The organism is Robbsia andropogonis, from assembly GCF_000970345.1.
Classification (GTDB): Bacteria; Pseudomonadota; Gammaproteobacteria; order Burkholderiales; family Burkholderiaceae; genus Robbsia; species Robbsia andropogonis.
This window is the reverse complement of the sequence record NZ_LAQU01000008.1, coordinates 51071-75861: the sequence shown is the minus strand read 5'-3', so window position 1 is coordinate 75861 and position 24791 is coordinate 51071. Positions and strand designations below refer to the sequence as shown.

Sequence of the window (24791 nt, the reverse complement as noted above, 5' to 3'; positions counted from 1 at the left end):
AGGCACGTTGATCCGGCGTCAGACGATATCGTCCACTACGCCACCATCTACCCGCAATGCCGCGCCGGATGTCGCGGACGCTTGCAGAGAGCTGATGTAGACAACCATATTGGCGACTTCCTCGACGGTAGCCGCGCGTTGAATGATCGATGATGGCCGGTGCGCCATGACGAACGCCTTCGCGATCTCGTCCACTGACTTGCCGGTGCGGGCAACCTCATCCTGCATCATCGCCGCGAAGCCGTCGGAGAGGGTCGGTCCCGGCAATACGGCATTCACGGTGACACCGGTGCCGGCAAGGCGTTTTGCCAAGCCCCGAGACAGGGAAAGTTGCGACGTCTTCGTCACGCCGTAGTGGATCATGTCCGCTGGAATGTTGCGAGCCGACTCCGACGAAATAAATACCACGCGTCCCCATCCCTTCTTTACCATCGCCGGGGTCAGCGCGCGGGAGAGCCGCACGCCGCTCATCACGTTCGTCTGCCAATAGCGTTCCCACGTGTCGTCGTCCGTCTCGTAAAAGTCGCGCTGCCCGTAAATACCCGCGTTGTTTATCAAGATATCGATGGGCGGACATTGCGCCACCAACGCCTGGACGCCGTCGTTCGAGCCAAGGTCCGCGGCAGCGACATGCAGGGAAGCATCGGCCACCTTGGCTGCGAGCTTGTCCTTGGCTTTATCCACGGAATTCTTCGTTCGACCGTTGATCACGACCACCGCACCGCTTTCCGCCAAGGCTTTCGCGATCGCGAATCCAATGCCTCCGGTTGATGCGGTGACCAGCGCGGTCTTGCCTTTTAAATCGATTATCACGGAATGGCTCCTTTCATTTGTTCACATCGGTGGCTACCACGCGCGGTACGCATGCAAACCATCATAACGCCATGCATCGAAACGACTGCGGCAGAGAACTTCGAAGTCAAGGGTTTATCCGCATTGAAGGACATTTGTGAGATGCGATAGTTTGTCATTACATCATACGTATGGCAAATAACCATGATGACGGTATATCGGCAAATCTTGGATCGAATTGGCGAGCAGATCTGCGCGGGACACTTTGCGCCAGGGGATGTGTTGCCGGCGGAGCCGGCGTTGGCGGAGCAGATGGCGGTCAGTCGCATCACGATTCGGGAGACGGTGAAATCGTTGTCGGCAAAAGGCATGTTGGACGTGCGTCGTCGACATGGCACGGTGGTGACTCCGCGAGCGCAATGGCAGTTGTTCGATCCCGATGTCATCGGCTGGCGGGCAAAGTCCGGGACTGTGGATGCCACACTGATCCGCGATTTGATGGAATTGCGCCGGATCATCGAGCCGCAAGCGGCGAAGTTGGCGTCGACACGCGCGACGGACGCCGAAAGGCGCGCGGTGCGCCATGCCTATGACGCGATGGCGGAGGCGGTCGCCGGACGAGGTGCCTATGTCCCTGCGGATCTGGCGTTTCACAGTGCGATCTTGCTGGCATGCCACAACCAGTTCATACAGCAAATGCAAACGGCATTGTCCGCGATCCTTCAAGCAAGTTTTGCGCTGAGTTCCGAAGTGGAAGGGGGGCCGGCACGCTCTCTGCCGTTGCACGAGACCTTATGCGTGGCCATTGAACGTGCCGATCCCGATGCGTCGGAAAGGGCCGTGCTGGCATTGATCGATCGCGCGGCGGACGATTTTGCCGACCGCGACCGCCGTTTGCACGCTGCGAATTTCTTCAATCAGTCGGTGGCACCGCAAGCGGCGCGCACCAACGCTACATAAAGGATGCCCCGGATGCGTTCTCTATTCGACCTGACGGGCCGTACTGCACTGGTTACCGGTTCCGCTCGCGGAATCGGCTTTGCATTGGCGCGCGGACTGGCGCAGGCCGGCGCGAAGGTGTGGATCAACGGTACACGCGAGGAAACGGTTGCGTCGGCCGTCGCGACAATACGCGAGGAAGGGTTCGACGTTATCGGACGCCACTTCGATGTGACGGACGAAGCGCAAGTGGTCAGCGCCTTTGAATCGTGGGATGACGCCGGGGTGCGGATTGATATCGTCATCAACAATGCAGGTATCCAGTTTCGCAAGCCTCTAGTGGAGCTTGCGTTGCCCGACTGGCAGCGAGTGATCGATACCAACCTGACCAGCGCATTCATTGTTGCCAGGGAGGCCGCACGCCGCACGCCGCATGATCGCGCGCGGCGCTGGCGGGAAGATCATCAACATCGGCTCGCTGACCAGTGAAGGCGCACGGGCCACGGTCGGGGCCTACACGGCGGCAAAAGGCGGCATCAAGATGCTGACGCGTGCCATGAGTGCGGAATGGGCGCAATCGGACATACAGGCGAATGCAATCGGTCCCGGCTATATCCTCACAGACATGAACAAGCCGTTGGTGGAAGACGCGCGTTTTGATGCATGGGTCAAGAGCAGCAATCCGTCGCAACGATGGGGGCGGCCGGAGGAATTGGTCGGCGCGGCCGTCTTCCTTTCTTCGGCGGCGTCGAGCTATGTCAATGGACAAATCATTTATGTCGATGGTGGGTGGTTGTCGGTCTTGTAGAAAAAAAGCGGCGAATGAAATCGCTTGCCGCACGTAAATAACATTGGAGACGAGGCATATCATGAACGACGTTCAACCGATCGCTACCCGCAGATGGTGGTATTTGATGCCGGTGATTTTCATCACCTATAGTCTTGCCTACCTGGATCGTGCCAATTATGGATTCGCGGCAGCGGCGGGGATCGATAGAGACCTGGGCATTAGCTCCGCGACGTCGTCGTTGATTGGTGCGCTGTTTTTCCTTGGTTATTGCCTGTTTCAGGTGCCGGGCGCGATCTATGCGCAGCGCAACAGTGTGCGCAAGCTGATTTTCTGCAGTCTTGTATTGTGGGGCCTCTGCGCCGCCGCTACTGGCATGGTCAGTAATATTCCCACGCTGATGGTGCTGCGGTTCGTCCTCGGCGTGGTGGAGGCAGCGGTGATGCCGTCCATGCTGATGTATATCAGCCGCTGGTTCACGAAGACCGAGCGCTCCCGGGCAAACACGTTGTTGATCCTGGGCAATCCGGTCACCGTCTTGTGGATGTCGGTGCTATCCGGTTATCTGGTGCATAGTTTCGGATGGCGTCATATGTTCGTTCTGGAAGGGCTTCCTGCGCTCATCTGGGCCGTGGTTTGGTGGTTCACGGTCAGCGAACGTCCGTCCGAGGCCGGGTGGCTGACCACAGACGAGAAGCGTGTGCTACAGGCGCGCTTTGATGCCGAGCAATCTGGTATCGCCCCGGTGCGCGACTACCGGGGCGCGTTTCGCTCGCCGATCGTCTTGAAATGCTGTGCGATTCACGCGCTGTGGAGTGTGGGCATCTACGGCTTCATCATGTGGCTACCGTCTATTCTGAAAGCCGCTTCGACGATCGATATCGTCTCGATCGGCTGGCTGTCCGCGGTGCCTTATCTCGCAGCCATTGTGTTGATGTTGTTGGCCTCCTGGTTGTCCGACCGTACCGGCAACCGCAAGCTTTTCGTCTGGCCATTGCTGCTGGTCGGGACGGCGGCGTTCGTCGGTTCGTACTTGCTTGGCAGCACGCATTTCTGGTGGTCGTTCACGCTGCTCGTGATCGCCGGTGCGACGATGTATGCGCCGTATGGACCATTCTTTGCACTGATTCCCGAATTGATTCCAAGTAACGTGTTGGGCGGTGCAATCGGCCTGGTGAATGCATGCGGCGCGTTGGGTGCGTTTTTAGGTGCTTACCTGGTGGGTTATCTGAACGGCGCCACCGGCAGTCCGGCCGCATCGTACATTTTCATGGCCGTCTCCTTGCTTGCCTCTGTGTTCCTGATGATGACGGTGCCTGGCGGCACGGCATCGCGTCACGTCGGCGAGCGTCCCATGGCAGTAAGTCCCTCGTCGACCTGAGTCGCGCCGCGATACGCCCACGCAGTCGGCGCGATGCATGAAGAGACGTCGACCGAAATCAACCACGTATCAATGACGAAACGTACCGTGACAACACTGATCACTGATTTGAAGGTCATCCTCACCGCGCCGGAAGGCATCAACCTGGTCGTCGTGAAAATCGAGACCAACCAGCCCGGGCTTGTCGGCTATGGCTGTGCGACATTCGCCTATCGTCATCTGGCGGTCAAATGCGTGTTGGAGGATTATCTGCGCCCGTTGATTATCGGACGTGATGCGCATGCGATCGAGGATCTATGGCAGTTGATGCATCAGAACGGCTATTGGCGAAACGGGCCAATCGAGAACAATGCCATCTCGGGTGTTGACATGGCGTTGTGGGATATCAAGGGGAAGGTGGCGGGCCTGCCGTTATATCAACTGTTTGGCGGTAAAAGTCGGGAGGCCGTGCCGATTTACCGGCATGCGGAAGGGCGGGATGTGGCGGCATTGTGTGACACGATCGCCCGCTATCGTGAGGAAGGTGTCACGCATATACGATGTCAAAGTGGCGGCTATGGCGGCGGCGGTTTCGGCAAGGCGCCAATGCATGCGCCGCACGGTGCGCCAGACGGTATTTATCTCGATGCCCGGCAATACATGCGCGACACGCTGAAGTTATTTGATGGCCTGCGTCGGAGGCTGGGCTTCGACGTCGAACTGATCCACGATGTCCATGAACGTCTTGCGCCGATCGACGCGATTCGCTTCGCGCGTGCGCTGGAGCCGTATGCGTTGTTTTTCCTCGAGGACGCGATTCCGCTGGAAGAGGGCGAGTGGTTGCGGCAGCTTCGCGCGAAGACGACGACACCGTTGGCACAGGGTGAATTGTTCAATCACCCCTTCGAGTGGCGTACGCTGATTGCCGACCGGTTGGTCGATTTCATCCGAGTGCATTTGAGCCAGATAGGCGGGATCACGCCAGCCCGCAAGCTGCAGATTTTTGCCGAACAATATGGTGTGCGCACCGCCTGGCATGGACCAGGTGACATGTCTCCTTTCGCCCATGCAGCGAATATCCATATCGATCTGTCCGCGCGCAATTTTGGTGTCCAGGAATGGTCCGGCGTGGAACCGCCGAATTTCGTCATCCAGGAATTGAAGGGGCCGCACGCGGCGTTACTGGATGTTTTTCCAGGTTTGCCGGAATATCGGCACGGCTTTGTCTATCCGAACGACGCACCAGGCCTTGGCGTGACGCTCGACGAAGCACAGGCAAAAAAGTTTCCCTGCTCGAACGCCGTCACAACCTGGACGCAAACCCGTCTACGCGATGGGACGTTACAGACGCCATGATCAATGCTGGCAAAAACGCAGACGTGTCAATTGCGCGGCTGCGTTGTGCAACAAAATCGATGTATCCGCCATGGCCGCTTCGAGCGACATCGGACCATCGTTGATTGCAAAACAGCCCGCGAAGTGTTGCCCGAGCAACGGACCCGCATCCCGGGCAATCGCGCCGGACAGCAAGGTTGCCGGTACGCCGGCGGCCCGCGCGCGCATCGCTGCGGCGAATGGCGCCTTGCCGCGCAACGTCTGTGTGTCCGACCGACCCTCACCGGTGATTAACCAATCGGCGCCCTCGAGTGCCGTGCGAAGATCGATTTGCTCCGCAACGATGTCGGCGCCTGATTGCAGCGTGCCACCCACCATGCGGATTGCAAATCCGAGACCGCCCGCAGCCCCTGCGCCGGGCGCATTCGAATATGCGCAACCCATTGCGGCTTCCAGTAGCCTGGCAAAGCGGCCGATGGCGGCATCGTGAGCGTTGGCACTGTCGGCGCGTATCCCTTTTTGCGGTCCGAATACATGCGTTGCACCGTGTGGACCTGTCAGCGGATTATCGACATCGGCCATACCGACGAGCCGGCATTTCGCCAGCCTGGCATCCAATCCCGATGCGTCCACGCGCATCACGTGCGGCAGACTGTCCAGCGTGGGCATCATCCGGTTGCCCGCCGCATCGAATATTCCCACACCAAGCGCGCTCAGAAAGCCCGCACCACCGTCATTGGTGCTGGTGCCTCCCAACGCGATGAAGCAGGTGCGAATACCCCGGTCGAGTAATTGAGATAATGCCTCACCGAGCCCCGCGCTGCTGCGTGCCGTCACCGGCACGGACATGCCTGCCGGGTCGGTAATGCCGATAATATCGGCGGACTCGACAATGGCCGCGCCTTCCGGCGTGAGCCCCGCTATCGTTTTCCGACACGCGCCACCTGCGCCTTGCACCTGCAACGGCAGACATTCCCCTCCGTTGTACAGTAAGGCGGCGCGAGTGCCTTCGCCGCCATCTGCCATGGGGTATTCCCGCACCACCGCATCCGGTAGCACGGTTCGAATCCCGGCGGCAATGGCGCGCGCGACGCCTTCCGCATCAAGGGCACCTTTGAACGAGTCCGGTGCGACGACGATGATGGGTTGGGCAGCAGGTATAGGCATGGCGAGCGACGGGAGAACGGAACCAACCGTTACTGTACCGGATCAACCGGGCGGCGTTGCAGGCGGTGAATGCAGAAACTCTTGGCGACGTCCTGCCGAGACGATACAAGCGCCCTATCTGGCATTCGGGACAGTGGATGCGAGTTTGTGTTTTCCGATCCGCATCGTTGTCCTGGTTGTCGTACGCAAGCGATCCTGATGACATAGGATAGCGGGCGCGAAAACCGGTCACCGTCGTCGGTGGTGGGCAGATTAGCCGTATGGCCATATCGTCAGGCGTGGCAGGGAACCGGGAGCATCGAACGTTACACTCAGCACCTGGTAAAACGTTGTTGGGAGAGAGCATGTATTTCTTGCGGAGGGCCGACCCGGCCGACGCGGATGCGCTACGCGTCCTGACCGCGGATGATGACGCCGCCTGGGGATATGCATGCCCGTTACTGCCTTCTACGGAATGGTGGCGTAACAAAATCAAGCGTGCCGAGGGCCTCGGTTTGTTTATCGTCGCTCAGCGGTCGAACAGCAATGAGCTCGTGGCTTTCATCGAGATTGGCAATGACGGTTTTCAGCCGATGCGGCGTCACGTCGGATCAATTGGGTTGTGTGTACGCCGGGACTATCGACGCAAGGGCATCGGTCGTGCGTTGTTGACAAAGGCGATCGAGTGGTCCGATCAATGGCTTGCCTTGTCCCGTTTGGAAATTACCGTATGGGAAGCCCATGTCGCCGCGATCAGTTTGTACGAGGCACTCGGCTTCGCGCGAGAAGGCGTACATCCGGCGTACGGCTATGGCGCGGGCGGCTATCGTTGCGCGGTATCGATGGCCCGTCTCAAACCGTCGGGTTCGACCGATGCCGCAATGGCGGAGGCGGTAGCAACCAAACATCAGGCAACGACACTGATCGCCTAGTGAGTTGGTATCTCTTCGCACCATGCCGGCTTCGTCCTGAGTACACCCCATGCCATCGTTACTGGGGCTTACCTGGCGTTGTGCCGCCAAGGCTTTCGCGCATCACGGCAAGATAATGATCGGCCACGGAAAACCGGGCGTGATCGCGAGGTAGTGCACGGGGTGACGGTGGCTTCAATCCCAGATAGCGGCATACTGCCGACACATACGGTTTTGGGTGATTTTCTGAACTGAGTCGATGGGCGGCGGCTGTCAGGCGCGGTGCTCCAACTTGCTCAAGCAACCATTTCAGCAGTTGACGGTCTCGTTCATTGATGACGCGAATGAGGTGTTCCATCGTTGGCTCCCAGTTGGCACTTCAGTACTGTATAAATATACAGTAATTGTGGCAAACCTGCCAGACTCGGCCAGAAGGTCTAGCCCACAATGGTGCCGATGTTGCGCATCGGCAAAAGCCTTACCACCGCACTGCCAAAGGGGAGCAGTCTTTCGGATCAATTGACCGTGGGACTGTTTCGATAGCAAAAACGAGCATTGACGCCATCGTTCGCGCTAAATCAACCTACCCATCTCGCAAGGGATCCTCGACAGTTGTTCGCAATCGATACGCGTATCTGCTAGCCAGGTACGACCGTTCGTGGTTTCGTGCCCAGCTTGTGCTAGGGACTTTTAGCCGCGGTCCGCTTGGCATCGAGTTCAGCGAAAAGCCGGTCGAAACGGGCTTTCGCATCGCGGGGTTGCGCGACATTGCGGGCTGCTGCCTCGTTCACGGGATCCCCTACCACCACCAGTCCCACCATGCCCATCATGTAATGCGGGACGCAACGATAGCCGTAGACGCCTGGCCGATCGAACTTCACCGTCAGGTCTTCACTGACCTTGCCGGCGAACGGTTTGGCGCCGTCCGGAATCATGCCGGGAATCGATTGAACGCTATGTCCCTTGTCGAAAGCCACGAAATGCACGCTGTCGCCCGGTTTGACGTGGACGATCGCGGGTGCGAATCCCCGTTCACCGTTCGAGTCTTCGTTCAGCATCTTGACTTCGGCGTCGGCGGCAAGGCAGCCGAATGACGCTAGCAACCCGAAACTCAGGATTGCTGCGAAAATCCTCGATTTGTGACGCATACGTTTCTCCTGCGCTCCGGCCGAAAGAAGCACTCTCTCGGCCTTGGGGATATCAATCTCGCTTCAAGTCGAAGCGGTCGAGGTTCATTACTTTCGTCCATGCACCGACGAAATCACGCGCGAACTTTTCATGTGCATCGTCCGACGCATAGACTTCGGCGACCGCTCGCAGCTCGGAGCTTGAGCCGAACACCAGATCGACCGGGCTTGCCTTCCATTTCAGGCTACCCGTCTTGCGATCGTGTCCTTCGTACACGCCGTCGTCGTTCGCGGACTTTACCCACTGGGTCGACATATCGAGCAGATTCACGAAAAAGTCGTTGCTCAAGGCGCCTGGTCGGTCGGTCAGAACACCGAGCCTGGCATGGCCGGCATTGGCATCCAGCACGCGCAGGCCGCCGACCAGCACCGTCATTTCAGGCACCGTCAAATCGAGCTTGCTCGCCCGGTCGACCAGCAGATCGGCGGGCGAACGGTCGTTACCGGTCGCATAGTAGTTGCGGAACCCGTCGGCGGTCGGCTCGAGTACGGCGAAGGAATTGACATCGGTCTGTTCCTGCGTAGCATCCGTTCGCCCCGGCGAGAAAGGTACCTTGATGTCGTAGCCGGCCTTGTTCACCGCATCTTGGACCGCGGCGTTACCGCCGAGCACAATAAGATCAGCGAGCGATACCTGTTTGCCGTCGGTTCTGTTGCGATTGAAGTCGGCCTGGATGCCTTCCAACGTTTTAAGGACACCGGCCAATTCCGTCGGGTCGTTGACCGGCCAGGCATTCTCCGGAGCAAGCCGGATGCGCGCGCCGTTTGCGCCGCCCCGATAATCGGTTCCGCGGAACGTCGCGGCAGATGCCCACGCAGTCTTGACCAACGCCGATTTAGGCAGCCCGGATGCCAGTATCTTGTTCTCTAGTGCCGCCACGTCCTTCTGGTCGATCATCTTGTAGTGGGCGGAGGGAAGTGGATCCTGCCAGATCAGATCGGCGCTGGGTATTTCCTTGCCGAGATAACGCGCCTTCGGTCCCATGTCACGATGCGTCAGCTTGAACCACGCCTTGGCAAAGGCCAGCTTGAACTCCTCGGGATGTTCTTGAAACCGCTTTGCGATTCGACTATAGGATGGATCGACTTTCAATGCGATGTCCGTCGTGAACATCATCAGGGGATGCAGCTTCGACGGATCGTGAGCATCCGGTACGATGTTCTCCGCGTCCTTGGGCTTCCATTGATGCGCACCGGCAGGGCTCGTGGTCAGCACCCAATCGTGCCCGAGCAAATTATCGAGATACTGCATCGTGAAGTGCACGGGGTCGGCCGACCAAGCGCCTTCAAGACCGCTCGTGACCGTGTCAGCGCCATTGCCGGTGCCGCACTTGTTGACCCAGCCAAGGCCTTGCTGCTCGAGCGCCGCTCCAGCAGGCGCGGGGCCGACGCATTTAGCGGCAGACACTGCGCCATGCGCTTTCCCGAAAGTGTGGCCTCCTGCAATGAGTGCCAACGTCTCTTCGTCGTTCATCGCCATGCGGCCAAATGCATCACGAATGTCTTTTGCCGCGGCAACCGGGTCCGGCTTGCCGTTCGGCCCTTCCGGATTGACATAAATCAATCCCATTTGCGTTGCGGCCAGCGGCTTTTCGAGTTTCCCGCTTTTATCCCGATTGCTTGACAAGAACTTAGTGCCGGCACCCCAATAGACCAAGTCGGACTGCCAATCATCTTGCCGGCCACCACCGAAGCCGAAAGTCTGAAAACCCATGGATTCGAGCGCGACGTTGCCTGTCAATACCATCAGGTCGCCCCACGAAATCTTCTCGCCATACTTTTTCTTGATTGGCCACAATAGCCGCCGTGCTTTATCGAGATTGGCGTTGTCGGGCCAGCTATTGAGGGGTTCGAACCGTTGCTGGGCGCCATCGGCGCCGCCCCGGCCATCATACGTGCGATAGGTGCCAGCCCCGTGCCATGCCATGCGGATAAAAAACGGCCCATAGTTGCCATAGTCTGCCGGCCACCAGCTTTGTGACGTCGTTAAGGCGGTTTTGATATCGGCCTTCACGGCGTCTATATCGAGACTATTGAATTCCTTAGCATAATTGAAGTCCTTGCCGTACGGATTCGACTCAATATCGTGCTGACGAAGTGGCGAAAGATCAAGCGTCTCCGGCCACCAGAAGCTATTTGGTCGTGGCGTGCCATCGGCCCACACCAGAGTGGTTGTAGTTCCAAGCGTCGTGATCGCTAGGATTGCAGTGGAATATTTAATCAGGTGTGCTAGTCGTATTTTCACTTTGATTCCCTTTAAGTGATGTTGAGGCCTGGCGCGGGGGACAGTATCGACGCTTATTTGAATCGATGACCAATAGAAATATTTCATGGTGTTTATAAATTCGCGCTATCAAATGCAGTCACTTTGTATCAGTCTTATGTCTCTCAAGTCGTGTTAATGTTTGATGAAAGTTGAAGTACTATAACGCATGGAATTATTTATACGATCAACTAATAAAAGTGCCTGATGGGTGGTTTGCTTTGCAGTTGCCTTCCATCTTCCATGGGGCAATCGAAGGTAGCATCTTCACGCTACCACGCGGGATGTATCGTAATAAAAGCTTGTGCACCACCGAATAGGCTGTGCTCGACGCGTAATGGAACGATGATCCCGATTGATCATATTGTTCGGATATGTTCCCAACGGATCGTGATGGGCTGTTGGCCAGCAGTGTTGATGCGCTTTAGCGTGGCCGGGATCATGGTGTTTTTATCAACCGTTACCGTCTTGGGTAGATCGATTTGCGTCCGCCCTCAATGGCAACCCGGTGCTGGGCGCTCGACCAACAGTGCATCGTCGTGTTCATTTGAGCGTCTTCCTGATGATTTAGCGCAGTTTCTAACGTCTTGCCGCACCAACGCACCAATGCTGTTGGCGCCATTGATGTTACGTGGAAAAGTAATCTCCCGATTGACCGCGCACGCTTGTTTCGTCGCTGATCCCAGTAGCGTGTTGGAGGGTAGTGCTAACGAGTAGAACAAAAACGCGACAGTCCAGCTCAGACTTACCTAGTGACGGCTAAACGCCGATGAGCGTGTCGGTTGCATCGACCATGGCATGTTTTTCAGATAAGCGGGGCACGGTGTTGGCTGTTATACATTGATCGTCGCGCTCCTTGGGCTATTCCTGTGCAAGTCGTCGTACTTGTCGATGTGCATGTTGCGAGAGCGCACGGTAACTGATATATCGACGCCCTGATTCAATTCATGCTGCACATCCCCAAAGCTGAAACACGGGATTTTTATAAATGCTTGTGCCTTATTAACGAAGTCACATTGCCGCCGCTCGGTTTAAAAAATAGATAAGCAGGCCGGCCGCCGATAGATCGGTTACGGGACTGTTATAATAAAGAAAACGAATTAATCGATAAAGTTTGGCCAATCGATTCGATACAAGGTCATTGCAGTCGATTGCCGCAGGCAAGCGGTCACCTTGCTAGAGTAAAAAGGGGGGCTGGGAAATGTGCAGGTGTGGCACTAACCAAAAAGTAAGTAATTGTTCTAGGAGCATGGAAGTAATACCATCCAAGCGATACCCTAGCGTTATTTTTTCCAAGTGAGAAAGCCTAATGTCCAATACAGTCGTCATCTTTTTTAGCGGGTATGGTCACACCAAACGCATTGCGGAAGTTGCCGCAAAGGCGGCCGACGCGGAATTGATTCAAATCGATGCTGAAGGCAATGTTTCAGAATCGGCATGGGAAAAGCTTTCTGCCGCGGAAGCCATTATTTTTGGGGCGCCCACATACATGGGTTCGGTGCCTTGGCAGTTCAAGAAGTTTGCAGATGCGACATCGAAGATCTGGTTTACACGTGCGTGGCAAGACAAGGTATTTGGCGGTTTCACAAATAGCGCCAGCTTTAACGGCGATAAACAAGTAACGCTAATCTATTTGCAAACCTTGGCTTCTCAGCATGGCGGGATCTGGGTGAGTCTCGGTCTGCCGCCTACAAACAGCAAGGCGGCCACCCGTGATGACGTCAACAACCTGGGTGGATCGGTCGGCGCGCTTGTGCAGTCGCCATCGGATGCCAGCGTCGAGGAAATCCCGACCGGCGATCTGGATACGGTTGCCTCCTATGCGGCGAGAGTCGCTGCGGTCGCAAAGCGCCTTCATGGCTAATACGTCAATGAAAGCCGACGATCAAATCGTCCGCACCTGAAAAAGCATGATGCAGGGGGCGTTTTCTGGCAGGCGGGGAACGCCGGTTGTCGGCCGTTCGGTCAGCACGGAGCCGGACGCCCGAGGCGACTTCGATGGGGCCAATTGATGACTTGATGTTGCCTTCGACTCGCGATGCTTGCCAATTTGATAGCTGCTGTCTTCGTTTTGCTTTGGTCAACCGGGTTCGTCGTGGCGCGCGCGATCAAGCCCTACGCCGATCCCAACCTGTTCCTGCTGTGGCGATTCAGCGGCACAGCCGTGGTGCTTGCGCTGGCCGCGTGGGCAGCACGCGCCGCCTGGCCACGCGGACGTGCAATCGGCAAGCATCTGCTTGCAGGCGCGCTGATGCAGGGTGTCTATCTCGGTGCCGGCTACTGGGCGGTCGCGCAAGGCTTGAGCGCCGGCGTCATGGCGCTGCTCGGCGCCCTGCAGCCGCTCTTGACCGCGGCGCTGGCGGTGCCGCTCTTTAACGAGCGCCTGTCGCCGCGCGGCTGGGGTGGCATGGCGCTAGGGCTTGCCGGCGTTGTACTTGTGCTGGCACCGAAGATCGCCACCGTGGCACCCGCGCATGCCGGTCATGTACCGTCGTGGCTCGTCGTCGCGATTTCGATTCTCTCGGTGGGGGCCATCACGGCCGGGACACTGTTTCAGAAAACTTCGCTTGCGAAAGCCGACATCCGCAGCGCGGGTGCCGTGCAGAACCTCGGCGCAGCGCTTGTGGCTGCGGTGCTCGCATTCGCTCTGCGTGAACAACGTTGGATACCGTCGACCACACTCTGGATATCGCTCGCGTGGGGAATCGTGATGCTGTCAGGCATCAGCGTGACGCTCCTGATGTGGATGGTAAGGCGCGGCCACGCGTCGCGCGCTACCTCCCTGCTGTTTCTCGCACCGCCGCTTGCGGCGCTTCAAGGCTATGTCGGGTTCGGCGAAGCGTTGTCGGCCCTGCAGATTGCGGGATTTGCCGTGGCACTCGCGGGAGTACTGCTGGCGCGGTCGTGAGCGCGCTCGCTGGACTGCCGTGACATTGCTGCTCCGACGCCTGCAGCAATGGCATCGCGCACGATCAATCGCGAATTTTGCCTCTGAATCAACTTTCGAAATAATGTGCTAGGGCTTGGAGAGCGGCTCGACGTACCAAAGCGCACTATCGGCATTGGCCGCCGCGGTTGGATGCGATGCCGCTCTTGACGATGACATCGCGGAAGTCGTCGTCGCGCTCGTCATCGGCTCAGTTGATAGGTCGCGTGTCGTCTCGGCAGGCTGGTCGTTTGCCCGAGCAGCACGCGCAGCACCGCTAGCCTGATGCGATGTGCCCTGCGGGCCAACTGTCGCAAACCATAAGGCACCAGCCACGGATGTCTGTTTGGCCGATGTTACGCCCTGTGCGACGGCGTCCGGCGTGTTGCCCTTGGTCACATTGCTCTCCTGCTGGGAGAACGGGTGAGTGCTGGCGGCTACGTTTGAGGGTATTACGGCGGTACGTTCTGCCTTGGCCTGAGCGCTGCCCAATTGGAATACGAGATGGGCTTGCAACGAGTCGATCACTGCGTATGGCGGATGCCTTTTCCACGACAACAATATCCGTCCCTGCGGCGTGTCGGCGAAAATAGCCGGTGCGTGTGCCAAGTCCTGTAACTGGACAAAAGTTTGCGTGCCATCATCAAAGACCTGGACAGGCCGGACATCGGGCGTACCTGTGATGGTCCAGCCGAAATGATATTTGCCGGGCGCGACGGTCATGGATTTCATGTCGGGTGTCGTGCCTGATGCGGCCGCGTTGGCATCGGCTGCGATCTCTGGCGACTTGGCGAATCGTATCCGGTCAACTTGCAAGGTCTCGAACGGATTATACGATTGCGGCGGCGTGTAGGACGGGGGAAGAATTGGCATTGGAGAACTCGGCGGGCTAATGATCGAATGCGCAGCGTCGACTACTTTTTGGGCGTATGCGAGCTGCTTGCTCGGCGAGGACGCGTTATAGGCTCCGATGGCGACCCACGTAGGCCCGAATCGATGGATATTTTCAGAGAGAATCCAGGCCGCCACATAAGCATTTGTGCAGGGATCGAAGAGCGACTGTTCGCTGATGCCCTGCCGCGCAAGCGCGGGCAACCAGGCGCTGTTAATTTGCATCAGGCCGATGTCATAGCTACCGTTCGAGTTGGTGCTGATGACACGCGTATGCGTGCCGGTCTCGACCTGCGCGATCGCTCGCATCAGGGAGACGTTGACGTGCTGGAATGCCGCAGCGTCGTCGATACAATCCGCGCGCGCGCTGACGATGCCAGCCGCGGTAGCACCGCAAACACATGCCACCCAGATTGCTAGGCGGGCAACCTTCGGATGACATCTCATCGCTTTTGTTGAAAACATATCATTACGGCCGGCATATGAACACATGGATTTTCTTCACCGGAGCGGCGTGACAATGCTTGCATAGATCCCGGCCATTGACTGCATCTCGTTGTTTTTACGGGGAAAATATAGGCGCCCAATATTTTTTAATGCATAAAATAGCTGATCTTATAGGATACCATTCTCCGCGTTGGCATTATCCCCATCCATGCGCAAAGAGCAGCGAAGGGTTTTACCTCGTCCAAGTCTACGTGGTCGACGTTCTCGGCGCTGTCGCGACTGAGCATAATGCCAGTCGGGCTCAGATTGTCCGCGCTTGGCTCCTGGTACAAAAGGGCTGGATCGTGCCCATTTCCGGGACAAAAAAGCAAATTCGGCTGGCGGAAATTCTGGGCGGTGCCATCCGCGAACTAAGGGCAGAGGATCTTATCGAGAGCAACCGCGAAAGTGCCAAAATTCAGATTGAAGGAGAGCGATTGCCAGAAGCTTTCCCGAAAATGACAGGTCTGTAAACGGCAACACTCTGATTGTAAAGGGAGGTCGCCAGAGGTGCGCTGACGTGATTCCGTTAGCCAGGGGGCGGAGAGTGTAGTGCGGTTATACTCGCGTGCCTTGAAAACATCTGCCCTCAGACGGATCGGCGGTCCCTGCGGGGCGGATACTTCTTATCTCGAAAAATTGCTTTTCATTCGAACAGGTATTTTCCAATAGCAGTGACACATCACACCGCGCATGTCGGCTACGTCAGTTGGCGCAGTCGTTACGTCCGGATGTGATCCATGCCTGGATCTCAGCGCTCATTTTCCTGGCGAGTGTCTGGACAGCGGCCTGCTGCGCGCCTACGATTGTCGACAGTCCACCTGGCGCGGGTTGCGATATCGTTTCGCTGCAAATCAGCACGGGATTATTGCCGCCGTCCTTGGTCAACGTTGCGCTCCATGCGGCATTGATCGCAACGGACTGGCCAGGCCAGCTATCGAATCGACGGATCTGCAATTTGACATCAACCACGCGGCTCCACGCGGACGTCTGTAATCCCATGATGTCCTGCGCATGTAATTCGTTCGCCAATTGCAGCGAGATGGCAGTGCGCACCTCATCGCCGAAAGGGGTGGTCCAGTGCTTGGAGGTGAGGACCTCGGTCTGCGTCGATCCTCGACGAACGACGATATTCCTGCTGTCCAATTGCGGCGGAATGCCGACTGGCAAGACATTCAACGCAAAGTCGGCCGTCTTCGCCGCATTCGCGGTGGACGCCATCGGCGTGATCAATGTGTAACTCGATGGGCCAAACCAAGCGCACCCGGACAAGGCGAACGAAAACGTTGTAATCGCGACTGTTGCAAACGACTTCATTATTGAGGTTCCATCGATGACTGGCGTCAACTCGAGACACGGCGATGGATTGTATCGCATCGGCTGTCACTCTGATGCGAGATCCCCGGCCACATGTGGTGGCCGGGGCGACGCGCCCACGCACGACTGACGTCGCTTGGCAGACACGCTATGGCAGCTTCATGAAGTCGATTGAGTAATGCATGCCTTGGGCTGTGCCCTCTACGTCGATGACGACATTCCACCAGTCCATCCGGTCCGGCGAGAGTATGGCCGGATAACGCTGGTACTGACCGCCGAGCGATTTATAACGTCGGCCCGCCTTGTAATTCCCATACTCTGCGTCATCCAGGAGGATGACATTCGCTTTATGAGAGCATTCGACCAGAACCGAATCACCGTGCTTTAAAAATTCTCTCTTTCTTATATGCCCCATCCCCGTTTCCCTTGAACGCGAATCCTTTTTAAAGGACTTGAAATGAATGCCGGCATTATACTTAAAATCGCGGTAGAATCGTACGGGATTTAAATAGTCGCGGGATGGCAGCTGATTGAATCAGCGGCAGCGAATGGATTGCTTCGGAGAAGGGACGGACAAGTATTGAAATACCAGAATTATCTTATTGGTTATCCTGCCTTGAATGAGTATTCCCCCATCAATAGTCGCGCGATGCGTTAAGTATAGTGGGTCCGCACCACGGCCTCATGTGCGTGACGACCATTCCGGATCACCTCGTGATTGCTTTCTGCGAGCGAGGACAGCACATGCAGCACGCGTTCGGCGCCGGTGACGAAGGAAGAAATACTCACGGCATTTTCATCAGGAAATGCATTTTTATCAGGAAAGAGGGGCGCAGTATGGCACGCGCTTCTCTCCGGATAAAAATAGTGTTCCTATCTGATGAGAAACCTTCAGTGCAGTTTTTTGGGAAATTGAGCGATGGACGCATCGAGGTGATCCCTTGCCGCATGGCGAAATCACCGTTGTACAAGCGTCCTTCGGGGGGGGGGCGTGTGACTTGCAAGTCAATAAATGTCCGAAAATATTATTGCTGCGTTTTGCGAATCTTCGAGGCGTCGTAGCCAAGCTGCGTTGCACGAACGATTAACGCATCGGCAAGTGTTTGGCTGGGTTTTGCGTCACGGGTGAGAATCCACAGGAATAGCCCGGTCGGTTCACCAACTATGGACCAGCTGTAATCATCGGCGTGATCAAGTACCCAGTATCTACCAACATAGAAAGGTCCGAAGAAAGACACCTTCAACTTGGCGTTTTGTGAGTTCTCGATGACTTGCGCCTTGCCTTCGATTGACCTGGCCGGACCGGTCGCGCTTCCCTCACGACATACGTTGACAACGCGAATCAAGCCGTCATTTCGTTTCTCATATTGGGCCGTCACGCCCTCACAGTTTCTCTCGAACAAATTGTCGTAGCGTGCGAATTCATACCAGTTGCCAACGTATTGATCGAGATCCACTGCCTTTGCAGGTTCGGGAACGCGGTGGTTGCCAACCATTTCTTCTGCCTTCGCCGGGATGCCCGTGGACAGCACACCGCCGGTTATTACCGCCGCGACTATCCATTTGCGCCACTGTTCATATGCCATTCCGTCACCTCATATTGCAAAAAATTGAGTGCTTGAGTCAGTACGGTGTTATATAACCGTGTAATACGATCAAGTAAGCCTTATTACTCAAGAAATCTCATTACATCAGATGCGATGTCTTTCTGTATTCACTGAAAAGTGCTTCATTTATTCGGTTGCGTTGCACGGATGTCGTGCGAGGCATCGGACATCCCGTGATGGGAGGGCACGTGGTATTTAGCGTATTTTGGCGTGCGTCATCACGTCGGCAGCGGACAAGAAGACGCGGGCCATGTGGATTTCGTCATGCATGATGCCGTCTGCGAACAGGCCGTTGCGCTCTTCGCCGAACACCTCAAAACCGAGGGATCGATAAAGGCCTGCAGCGGCAACGTTCCCCTTCGTCACTGTAAGCGTGACCTGCATCACCCCAGGCATTGCTTGTGCGAATGCCATTGCGGCATCCACGAGTTTTCTACTGATGCTGACCCCTCTATGTCCAGGATGGACATAGACGCCCCATAGCGCCGCCTTATGACGATACTTGAGCAGGTTCTGTCTACGCACGCCGGCCACGCCAACCAGCGCTTCATCAACGAATGCACCGATGACAGCTTGCTCCGAGGTTTGGGTAAGGCGGCTGGCAACGTCATCGACTGAGCGATGCGCTTCTTCCTCATAGCTTGACCCAAATGCCGCGGGAGCCTCTTGTAGTCCGAGAAGGCGGATCCCCTGGAATGCGGCAGTATCCGAGGGTGTCAATCGGCGAATGAACATGGCTTTGCACGCCTTATTTACTGGGGAGCGAGATACCATAGTGTATTGCAACCCATGCATTCAGGCGAGAGCGGGGCGCAGTGCGCGCCGGGACGGCGCACTGCCAAAAAAATCGACTTGCCGATAAGCGTTATCGGGGGAGCGTCGCTCGGAAAATCGCGCTCGCCAAAAAGACGCCAGCATCATGACGCGTCACCAAATCGAAATAAAGAAAGCAGGAAAGCTTGGTATGCATGGTTTCCGATATTGACTATGCTTTTTCTCCCACCATGCTGGAGACGGCGGCGGCAAATATCGTGGGCGATGGAGAGAACGATCAGCACCGATGCCGTTCGCGTAATCATGAGGAAGAGGCTATATGGCGAGCTTGATTGATACGACTAAAAATACAAGGCACTGCCAGCGATTTTTATCCCAGACCTGGTTCGGGCAATCGCGGAGTTCGGCGGCACGTGGGCCGCGCGGCATTGCCGTGTTGATGTTGGCCTTTTTCGGTCTGTGCGCGTTTTTTGCCTTCAGTGAAGCTGCGGCGACATCCCGCGGCGGGATTCTGACGATGGTCGTCAGCCCGGAGCCCCCTACACTTGTATCGTTTGCGTCGACGGCCGTCAACGTTCTAAAAGTCAGTCCGAAGGTGGTCGAAGGGTTGCTGGAGTACGATTTCGATATGAATCCTCGCCCATTGCTCGCGACCTCCTGGGAGATCAGCGCGGACGGAAAACGTTATACGTTTCATTTGCGGCATAACGTACTCTGGCAGGATGGAAAGCTCTTTACCTCTGCTGACGTTGCGTATTCCTTGCGATTGTTACGGCAATATCACCCCCGCGCCAATTCGACCTTTGCGAATGTCGCGGAAGTGCAGACGCCGGATGTGGATACTGTCACGTTGATCTTGTCGAAACCAACTCCGTATTTAATTCGAGCGTTCTCGGCATCTGAAACACCGATTTTACCCAAGCACCTGTATGACCATGGCGATCCTTTGTCCAATCCTCACAACGCGGCACCAATCGGTACCGGCCCCTTCCTTTTCGTGAAATGGGTGCGCGGTGACCATATCGAATATGTGCGGAATGACAATTATTGGGATAAAGGAAAACCTTATCTGGACGGCTTGATCGTTAAAATCATTCCCGATGCGGCGGCTCGTACGATTGCATTCGAGAGCGGTGCCGTGCAACTAGGTGGCGATAATCCTGTACCCTTATCCGATCTGGCGCGGATCAAGGCGAATCCAAAGTTGGGGATTGATTCCAGGGGTTATGAATTCAGTGCTGGTGTCTATCGGTTGGAATTCAGCTTGGATAACCGCTATTTGAAGCGGCTGGCTGTTCGCCAGGCAATCGCGTCCGCGTTGGACAGGGCGCTCATCGCTAAAGTGGTCTACTACGGTTACGCCACACCGGACGCAAGCCCGTTGGCCCCCCGCAACCGTTACTACGATCCGTCGCCGTCACCCTATCCTTTCGATATCAATAAAGCAAATGCGTTATTGGACAAGGAAGGATTTCCGAGGGGGCCGGATGGTGTGCGCTTCCGGCTTATCGTTGATGCATTGCCCATTGGCGATCAACCTGGGCGTACCGCCGCCTATGTTCGATCCGCGTTGGCGCGCATTGGCATCGCCTTGACAATCCGTAACGAGGATCTGCCGGCCTACTTGAAGCGCATTTATACCAGCCACGATTTTGATATGGCGGTGAATGGCATGAGTAATTTGTTCGACCCCGTAGCGGGCGTTGCACGTCTTTATGTCACGTCGAATTATCGTCAGGGCGTGCCTTTTACGAACGGTTCCCACTACAGTAGCCCGGAGGTGGATAAACTGTTCGCGGATGCCGCCGTGGAAACCGACGAGACGAAACGTCGAGCGCTGTTCAAGTCGATACAACAGGCAATCGAGCACGACCTGCCTGACGTCAATCTGATTGCCCCCGATTATGCAACGGTCTATGCAAAAACCGTTCACGACGTCAATCGCGGGGCCGACGGCTTGAACGAAGGTTTTGCCAACGCCTGGCTGCAAAAGCCGTGATATCCATATCGCAATCCATTGGTAGCCGTTCGCAGGAAAGCGATCTACAGTAATCCGCTGGAATTCCCGAATGTGATTGACAGGAACGACCATGGCTTCAACGATTCCAGCGGTACCAGGCGAGAGATCCCGCGGGTCAGGATATCGTCGCTGGCAGCGTGGGCTTGCTCGTATAGTCGCGCGTGCTTTACCGACGACCCTTGGTGTTGTCTTCTTAAACTTTGTCCTAATGCAGTTGATCCCGGGCGACGCAGCCGATGTGCTGGCGGGAGAGTCGGGCTCCGCGACCGCCGAAACAATGGTGCAGATACGCCATCACTTCGGCCTTGATCGGACGTTGTTCGAACAGTTCATTGCCTATCTGAATAATCTCGCGCACTTCAGCCTGGGCGTATCCCCTCGGTTTAATACTCCAGTGATGTCGCTGATACTTTCGCGGTTGCCGGATACCCTGTTTTTGATGCTCTTTGCGTTGGGTTTTGCTTTGATTGCGGGCATTGCGTTGGGAGCCACGATGGCGGCATGGCAAGGCCGGTGGCTTGACCGGATGCTATCGGTGTTTGCGTTGCTGCTTTATTCAACGCCGGGTTTCTGGGTAGCGTTGGTGTCCATCGTCGTGTTCTCTGTTCATCTTGGCTGGTTGCCCAGTGAAGGTGCAACGACGCTGGGACAGACGCTGAACGGGTTTGAAGATTTTTGGGACAGGCTACGTCATGTGTTGTTGCCTGCTGCAACGCTCGGCAGCTTCTATGTCGCGATTTATGCACGTCTGACACGTGCGGCGATGCTGGAAGTCCAGCGTCAGGACTATATTCGCACGGCACAGGCAAAGGGTCTGCATCCCTGGGTCGTTACGGTGCGCCACGTCTTGCGCAACGCTCTGATTCCAATCACCACGGTCGCAGGCATGCATATTGGCGGGCTGCTTGGTGGCGCGGTGGTCACGGAGACGGTATTCAGTTGGCCGGGTCTGGGCCGTCTGGCCCTGGATGCCGTGCAGGGGCGTGACTATTCCGTCCTGCTCGGTGTGATGCTGTTGTCGTCATTGCTTGTTGTCGTGGCCAATGTTCTGACCGATTTGCTGCAGGTATGGCTCGATCCCCGAGTGGAGAACCGCCGATGACCCAAAAAACGGACGATGCACAACGCTATGCCCCCGTCGGACAAACGCGGTATGACGCGGGGCAGGATGTCCGACAGTCGGCGTACGGATCGGCACCTCGTTCGTGTGACGACGTTCCAACCCTCGGCCATGGACACGCCTCGGCGCGATGGGGAACGCAACTTCGATTCTCGGTATTTGGCGCGTTCCTCAGCGGAACCGCCTATCCGGACGCAAGCGCTTCGGACAACCACGGTGTCGAGGGCGGTGCCAGCGCGTACCAAAGGGTCCCGAAACGGGCGTCGCATCGACTTCTGGCGGATTCGGCGTGGGGCCGATTGGCACGGAATCCACTGGCTGTCGTGGGTGCGGTCATCCTGCTGGCGATGGTCGTGATGGCGTTTAGCGCGAATGTCTGGTTTCCGGGCGATCCACTGGACATGGTGGCTGCGCCGTTAATCCCACCTTTTACAGATGCGCATTACTGGCTCGGCACGGATTCCCTCGGCCGTGATGTCGCGGCAGGCATCGTGCATGGCAGCCAGGCGTCGTTGTGGATTGGTGCAACCGCCGCAGTGATCGGCGTTTGCATCGGTACGTTGATTGGTGCGGCGGCGGGATACTTTGGCGGATGGGTTGATGACGTATTGGTGCGGATCACCGAGATATTCCAGACTACGCCGGCCTTCCTCTTCGTCATCGTGATCGTCACGATCACATCGCCGTCGATGCAGACGATATCGCTCGCGATTGGCGTGACGTCCTGGCCGACCGTCGCGCGGTTGGTGCGCGCCGAGTTCCGTTCTTTGGCACATAGCGAATTTGTCGCGGCGGCGAAAGGACTTGGTTTCACGCCGGTGCGCATCATTTTTCGAGAGATCCTGCCGAATGCATTGCCACCGATTATCGTTACCGCGTCGGTGATGGTAGCGAGCGCCATTTTGATGGAGTCCGCGCTGTCATTTTTGGGGCAAGGCGATCCAAACCGTGTCAGTTGGGGAACAATGATCGGCACCGGACGTGAGATGCTACGCACCGCGCCTTCGTTGACGATTTTGCCCGGCACTGCGTTGGTCTTGGCCATCCTTGCCTTGAACCGCCTTGGTGATGGTTTGAATGAAGCCTTCAATCCGCGCCTGCGCGAGCGGCGATAAGAATGGCGGCGGCGTGATGTCGTCATGGTTCGAATAACTGCTGGCAATACGCATCGGTCGAGGGCACACTGCCATGAGCAATATCTTGGAATTGCGCGCGTTGAATGTCGATTATGGTCGGCGCGACGCGCGGAACCATGTCGGGCATCGCGTCGTGTCGGATTTCGATCTCGCCGTTGCGCCGGGAGAAACCGTGGCATTGGTAGGTGAATCCGGTTGCGGCAAATCCACCACGGCATTGGCCATCATGGGATTGTTGGCCAATAATGCGACCGTATCCGGGAAAATTCTGCTAGACGGCAAAGACTTGTTGTCGTTGTCGCCGGCCGCGCGGCGCGATGTCAGTGGGCGAGATGTTTCGATGATTTTTCAAGAGCCGATGACGTCTCTGAATCCGGTAATGACCGTGGGTGACCAGATTGCGGAAGTGCTGCATCGCCACCGGCGCTTGTCGTCGCGTGCCGCGCGTGCGCATACAATCAGCCTGCTGGGACGAGTGAAAATACCGAATCCAGAGCAACGAGTCGATGATTTCCCTCATCGGCTTTCTGGCGGGCAGCGCCAGCGCGTAATGATCGCGATGGCTATCGCCTGCCAACCCAAGGTGTTGATTGCCGATGAGCCGACAACTGCGCTCGATGTCACGATTCAGGCCGAGATACTGGCGTTGCTTGCCGAACTGGCCCGCAACATGCAAATGGCGCTGTTGCTTATCACGCATGATCTTGGGGTTGTCGCGCAATATGCGGATCGGGTTGCCGTGATGTACGGCGGCCGTAAGCTTGAAGAGGGGCGTGTGGATACCCTCTTCGGCAAGGACACCGAGGCAATGCATCCTTATACGCGTGGACTAAGGGGTGCGTCTTTGACATTTGATCATGCTGTGCATTATCGGCAGGAGCGCCTTGCCGAGATTCGGGTGGAATCCACTCTTAGCGGCAAAGCACCGACGTTCCGCTTTACCTTGCATAAAAGAGATCTTCGAACGCCTGACAACAGCGCGGCAATGGCGCGCGCCGTATCCCCATCGGATAAAAAGGTCCGCGCACCGATGTTGCGGCTAACGGATCTTCACACGCATTACGGACAACGCGGGCAACTGGTGAAAGCCGTCAATGGTGTGTCGTTTGATATCGCGCCTGGGGAGACCGTCGGATTAGTGGGCGAGTCCGGCTGTGGCAAGTCGACATTAAGCCGCACCGTGATGAAGCTGATCGCACCGACCGCAGGCGACATTGAACTCGATGGACAACGCATCACCCATCTGGGTGAGCGTGCCATGCGGCCGCTGCGCCGCAAGGTACAGATGATTTTCCAAGATCCGTTTGCGTCGCTGAATCCGCGTCATGATGTGCAAGGCATTCTCGATGCCGCGTTGAAAGCGCACCATATCCGCGACCGTGACGAACGCCATGCGCGAATCGTCGATGTCATGCGCCGAGTCGATTTGCCGTTGGATGCGTTGCGCCGCTATCCCTATGAGTTCTCTGGTGGGCAGCGTCAACGTATCGGCATTGCGCGTGCGCTCGTACTCCAACCGGCGTTGGTCATTTGCGATGAGCCGGTTTCCGCCCTTGACGTCTCCGTGCGGGCGCAGGTTTTGAACCTGTTGGTCGAATTGAAGCAGGAGCTGGGCTTGTCCTATCTCTTTATTTATCATGATCTGGCGGTGGTGCGTTATATCGCCGACCGGGTCTTGGTAATGCATGGTGGCCAGATCGTCGAGGAAGGGGACCATCAGTCGTTGTGGGATAACCCGCGGCATCCTTATACGCAGTCGCTGATCGCGGCGGTGCCGCGTGCCGCCTGATCAGA

Annotated in this window: 22 protein-coding genes and 1 pseudogene; 12 read left to right on the top strand and 11 right to left on the bottom strand. The window is 56.8% G+C overall.

What is annotated here, in order from left to right:
* Positions 1–18 precede the first annotated feature (18 nt).
* Entirely contained in the window at positions 19–813 is a 795-nt protein-coding gene (locus WM40_RS10040) for an SDR family NAD(P)-dependent oxidoreductase (protein WP_046152790.1), read from the bottom strand.
* A 183-nt stretch (positions 814–996) separates the two neighbouring features.
* On the opposite strand from WM40_RS10040, the gene WM40_RS10030 reads away from it, so the two are divergent.
* The 4 genes and pseudogenes from WM40_RS10030 to WM40_RS10015 all read left to right on the top strand — a co-directional run bounded on the left by WM40_RS10030 (position 997) and on the right by WM40_RS10015 (position 5234).
* Positions 997–1752 (top strand): FadR/GntR family transcriptional regulator, encoded by a 756-nt coding sequence (locus WM40_RS10030; RefSeq protein WP_024903917.1) that lies wholly within the window; start codon positions 997–999, stop codon positions 1750–1752.
* A gap of 12 nt (positions 1753–1764) precedes the next feature.
* Positions 1765–2539: pseudogene (locus tag WM40_RS10025) on the top strand (SDR family oxidoreductase).
* 61 nt (positions 2540–2600) lie between these two features.
* Complete coding sequence (locus tag WM40_RS10020) at positions 2601–3899, top strand: MFS transporter (protein ID WP_024903919.1); 1299 nt, start codon at positions 2601–2603, stop codon at positions 3897–3899.
* An 87-nt stretch (positions 3900–3986) separates the two neighbouring features.
* Complete coding sequence (locus WM40_RS10015) at positions 3987–5234, top strand: enolase C-terminal domain-like protein (protein WP_024903920.1); 1248 nt, start codon at positions 3987–3989, stop codon at positions 5232–5234.
* Here the strand turns inward: WM40_RS10015 and WM40_RS10010 are convergent, their stop codons facing one another.
* Positions 5235–6380, bottom strand: coding sequence for a glycerate kinase (locus WM40_RS10010; protein WP_024903921.1), 1146 nt, complete (start codon positions 6378–6380; stop codon positions 5235–5237). It abuts the gene before it with no gap.
* A gap of 344 nt (positions 6381–6724) precedes the next feature.
* Between WM40_RS10010 and WM40_RS27825 the strand changes: the two genes are divergently transcribed.
* Entirely contained in the window at positions 6725–7291 is a 567-nt protein-coding gene (locus WM40_RS27825; RefSeq protein ID WP_024903922.1) for a GNAT family N-acetyltransferase, read from the top strand.
* A gap of 58 nt (positions 7292–7349) precedes the next feature.
* Here WM40_RS27825 and WM40_RS10000 read toward each other — a convergent pair whose 3' ends face one another.
* From WM40_RS10000 to katG, 3 genes are all read right to left on the bottom strand, one after another.
* Complete coding sequence (locus WM40_RS10000) at positions 7350–7628, bottom strand: hypothetical protein (RefSeq protein WP_024903923.1); 279 nt, start codon at positions 7626–7628, stop codon at positions 7350–7352.
* A gap of 322 nt (positions 7629–7950) precedes the next feature.
* The gene (locus tag WM40_RS09995) at positions 7951–8418 is read right to left on the bottom strand and encodes a pseudoazurin (protein WP_046152789.1); all 468 of its coding nucleotides are present in this window, start codon (positions 8416–8418) and stop codon (positions 7951–7953) included.
* A 52-nt stretch (positions 8419–8470) separates the two neighbouring features.
* A complete protein-coding gene (gene katG / locus WM40_RS09990) occupies positions 8471–10651 on the bottom strand; it encodes a catalase/peroxidase HPI (protein WP_407691488.1) in 2181 nt (726 codons plus the stop codon).
* A gap of 1378 nt (positions 10652–12029) precedes the next feature.
* On the opposite strand from katG, the gene WM40_RS09985 reads away from it, so the two are divergent.
* Positions 12030–12584, top strand: a complete 555-nt coding sequence (locus tag WM40_RS09985) for an NAD(P)H-dependent oxidoreductase (protein ID WP_024903926.1) — start codon at positions 12030–12032, stop codon at positions 12582–12584.
* A gap of 174 nt (positions 12585–12758) precedes the next feature.
* Positions 12759–13628, top strand: coding sequence for a DMT family transporter (locus tag WM40_RS09980; RefSeq protein ID WP_024903927.1), 870 nt, complete (start codon positions 12759–12761; stop codon positions 13626–13628).
* A 108-nt stretch (positions 13629–13736) separates the two neighbouring features.
* On the opposite strand, the gene WM40_RS09975 is transcribed toward WM40_RS09980, so the two are convergent.
* A complete protein-coding gene (locus WM40_RS09975) occupies positions 13737–14984 on the bottom strand; it encodes a lytic transglycosylase domain-containing protein (protein ID WP_052738263.1) in 1248 nt (415 codons plus the stop codon).
* 95 nt (positions 14985–15079) lie between these two features.
* On the opposite strand from WM40_RS09975, the gene WM40_RS09970 reads away from it, so the two are divergent.
* On the top strand, positions 15080–15496 hold the full coding sequence (locus WM40_RS09970; protein ID WP_157685766.1) for an aldo-keto reductase family protein: 417 nt from the start codon (positions 15080–15082) through the stop codon (positions 15494–15496).
* A 232-nt stretch (positions 15497–15728) separates the two neighbouring features.
* Here WM40_RS09970 and WM40_RS09965 read toward each other — a convergent pair whose 3' ends face one another.
* From WM40_RS09965 to WM40_RS09950, 5 genes are all read right to left on the bottom strand, one after another.
* Entirely contained in the window at positions 15729–16340 is a 612-nt protein-coding gene (locus WM40_RS09965) for a PqiC family protein (protein WP_046152787.1), read from the bottom strand.
* Positions 16341–16488: 148 nt separating this feature from the next.
* Positions 16489–16755 carry a DUF1883 domain-containing protein gene (locus WM40_RS09960; protein ID WP_046152786.1) on the bottom strand — a complete coding sequence of 89 codons (267 nt, stop codon included), beginning with the start codon at positions 16753–16755 and terminating at the stop codon, positions 16489–16491.
* 239 nt (positions 16756–16994) lie between these two features.
* The gene (locus tag WM40_RS32070; RefSeq protein ID WP_269083085.1) at positions 16995–17129 is read right to left on the bottom strand and encodes a hypothetical protein; all 135 of its coding nucleotides are present in this window, start codon (positions 17127–17129) and stop codon (positions 16995–16997) included.
* A gap of 236 nt (positions 17130–17365) precedes the next feature.
* Entirely contained in the window at positions 17366–17926 is a 561-nt protein-coding gene (locus WM40_RS09955; protein ID WP_046152785.1) for a lipocalin family protein, read from the bottom strand.
* A gap of 216 nt (positions 17927–18142) precedes the next feature.
* Positions 18143–18682 carry a GNAT family N-acetyltransferase gene (locus tag WM40_RS09950; RefSeq protein WP_024903933.1) on the bottom strand — a complete coding sequence of 180 codons (540 nt, stop codon included), beginning with the start codon at positions 18680–18682 and terminating at the stop codon, positions 18143–18145.
* 478 nt (positions 18683–19160) lie between these two features.
* Between WM40_RS09950 and WM40_RS09945 the strand changes: the two genes are divergently transcribed.
* From WM40_RS09945 to WM40_RS09930, 4 genes are all read left to right on the top strand, one after another.
* Positions 19161–20720, top strand: a complete 1560-nt coding sequence (locus tag WM40_RS09945; protein ID WP_046152835.1) for an ABC transporter substrate-binding protein — start codon at positions 19161–19163, stop codon at positions 20718–20720.
* Between the two features lie 91 nt (positions 20721–20811).
* Complete coding sequence (locus WM40_RS09940) at positions 20812–21843, top strand: ABC transporter permease (RefSeq protein ID WP_082102558.1); 1032 nt, start codon at positions 20812–20814, stop codon at positions 21841–21843.
* Positions 21844–22136: 293 nt separating this feature from the next.
* Complete coding sequence (locus WM40_RS09935) at positions 22137–22976, top strand: ABC transporter permease (protein ID WP_046152833.1); 840 nt, start codon at positions 22137–22139, stop codon at positions 22974–22976.
* Positions 22977–23049: 73 nt separating this feature from the next.
* Entirely contained in the window at positions 23050–24786 is a 1737-nt protein-coding gene (locus WM40_RS09930; protein ID WP_046152784.1) for an ABC transporter ATP-binding protein, read from the top strand.
* The last annotated feature ends 5 nt before the right edge of the window (positions 24787–24791 follow it).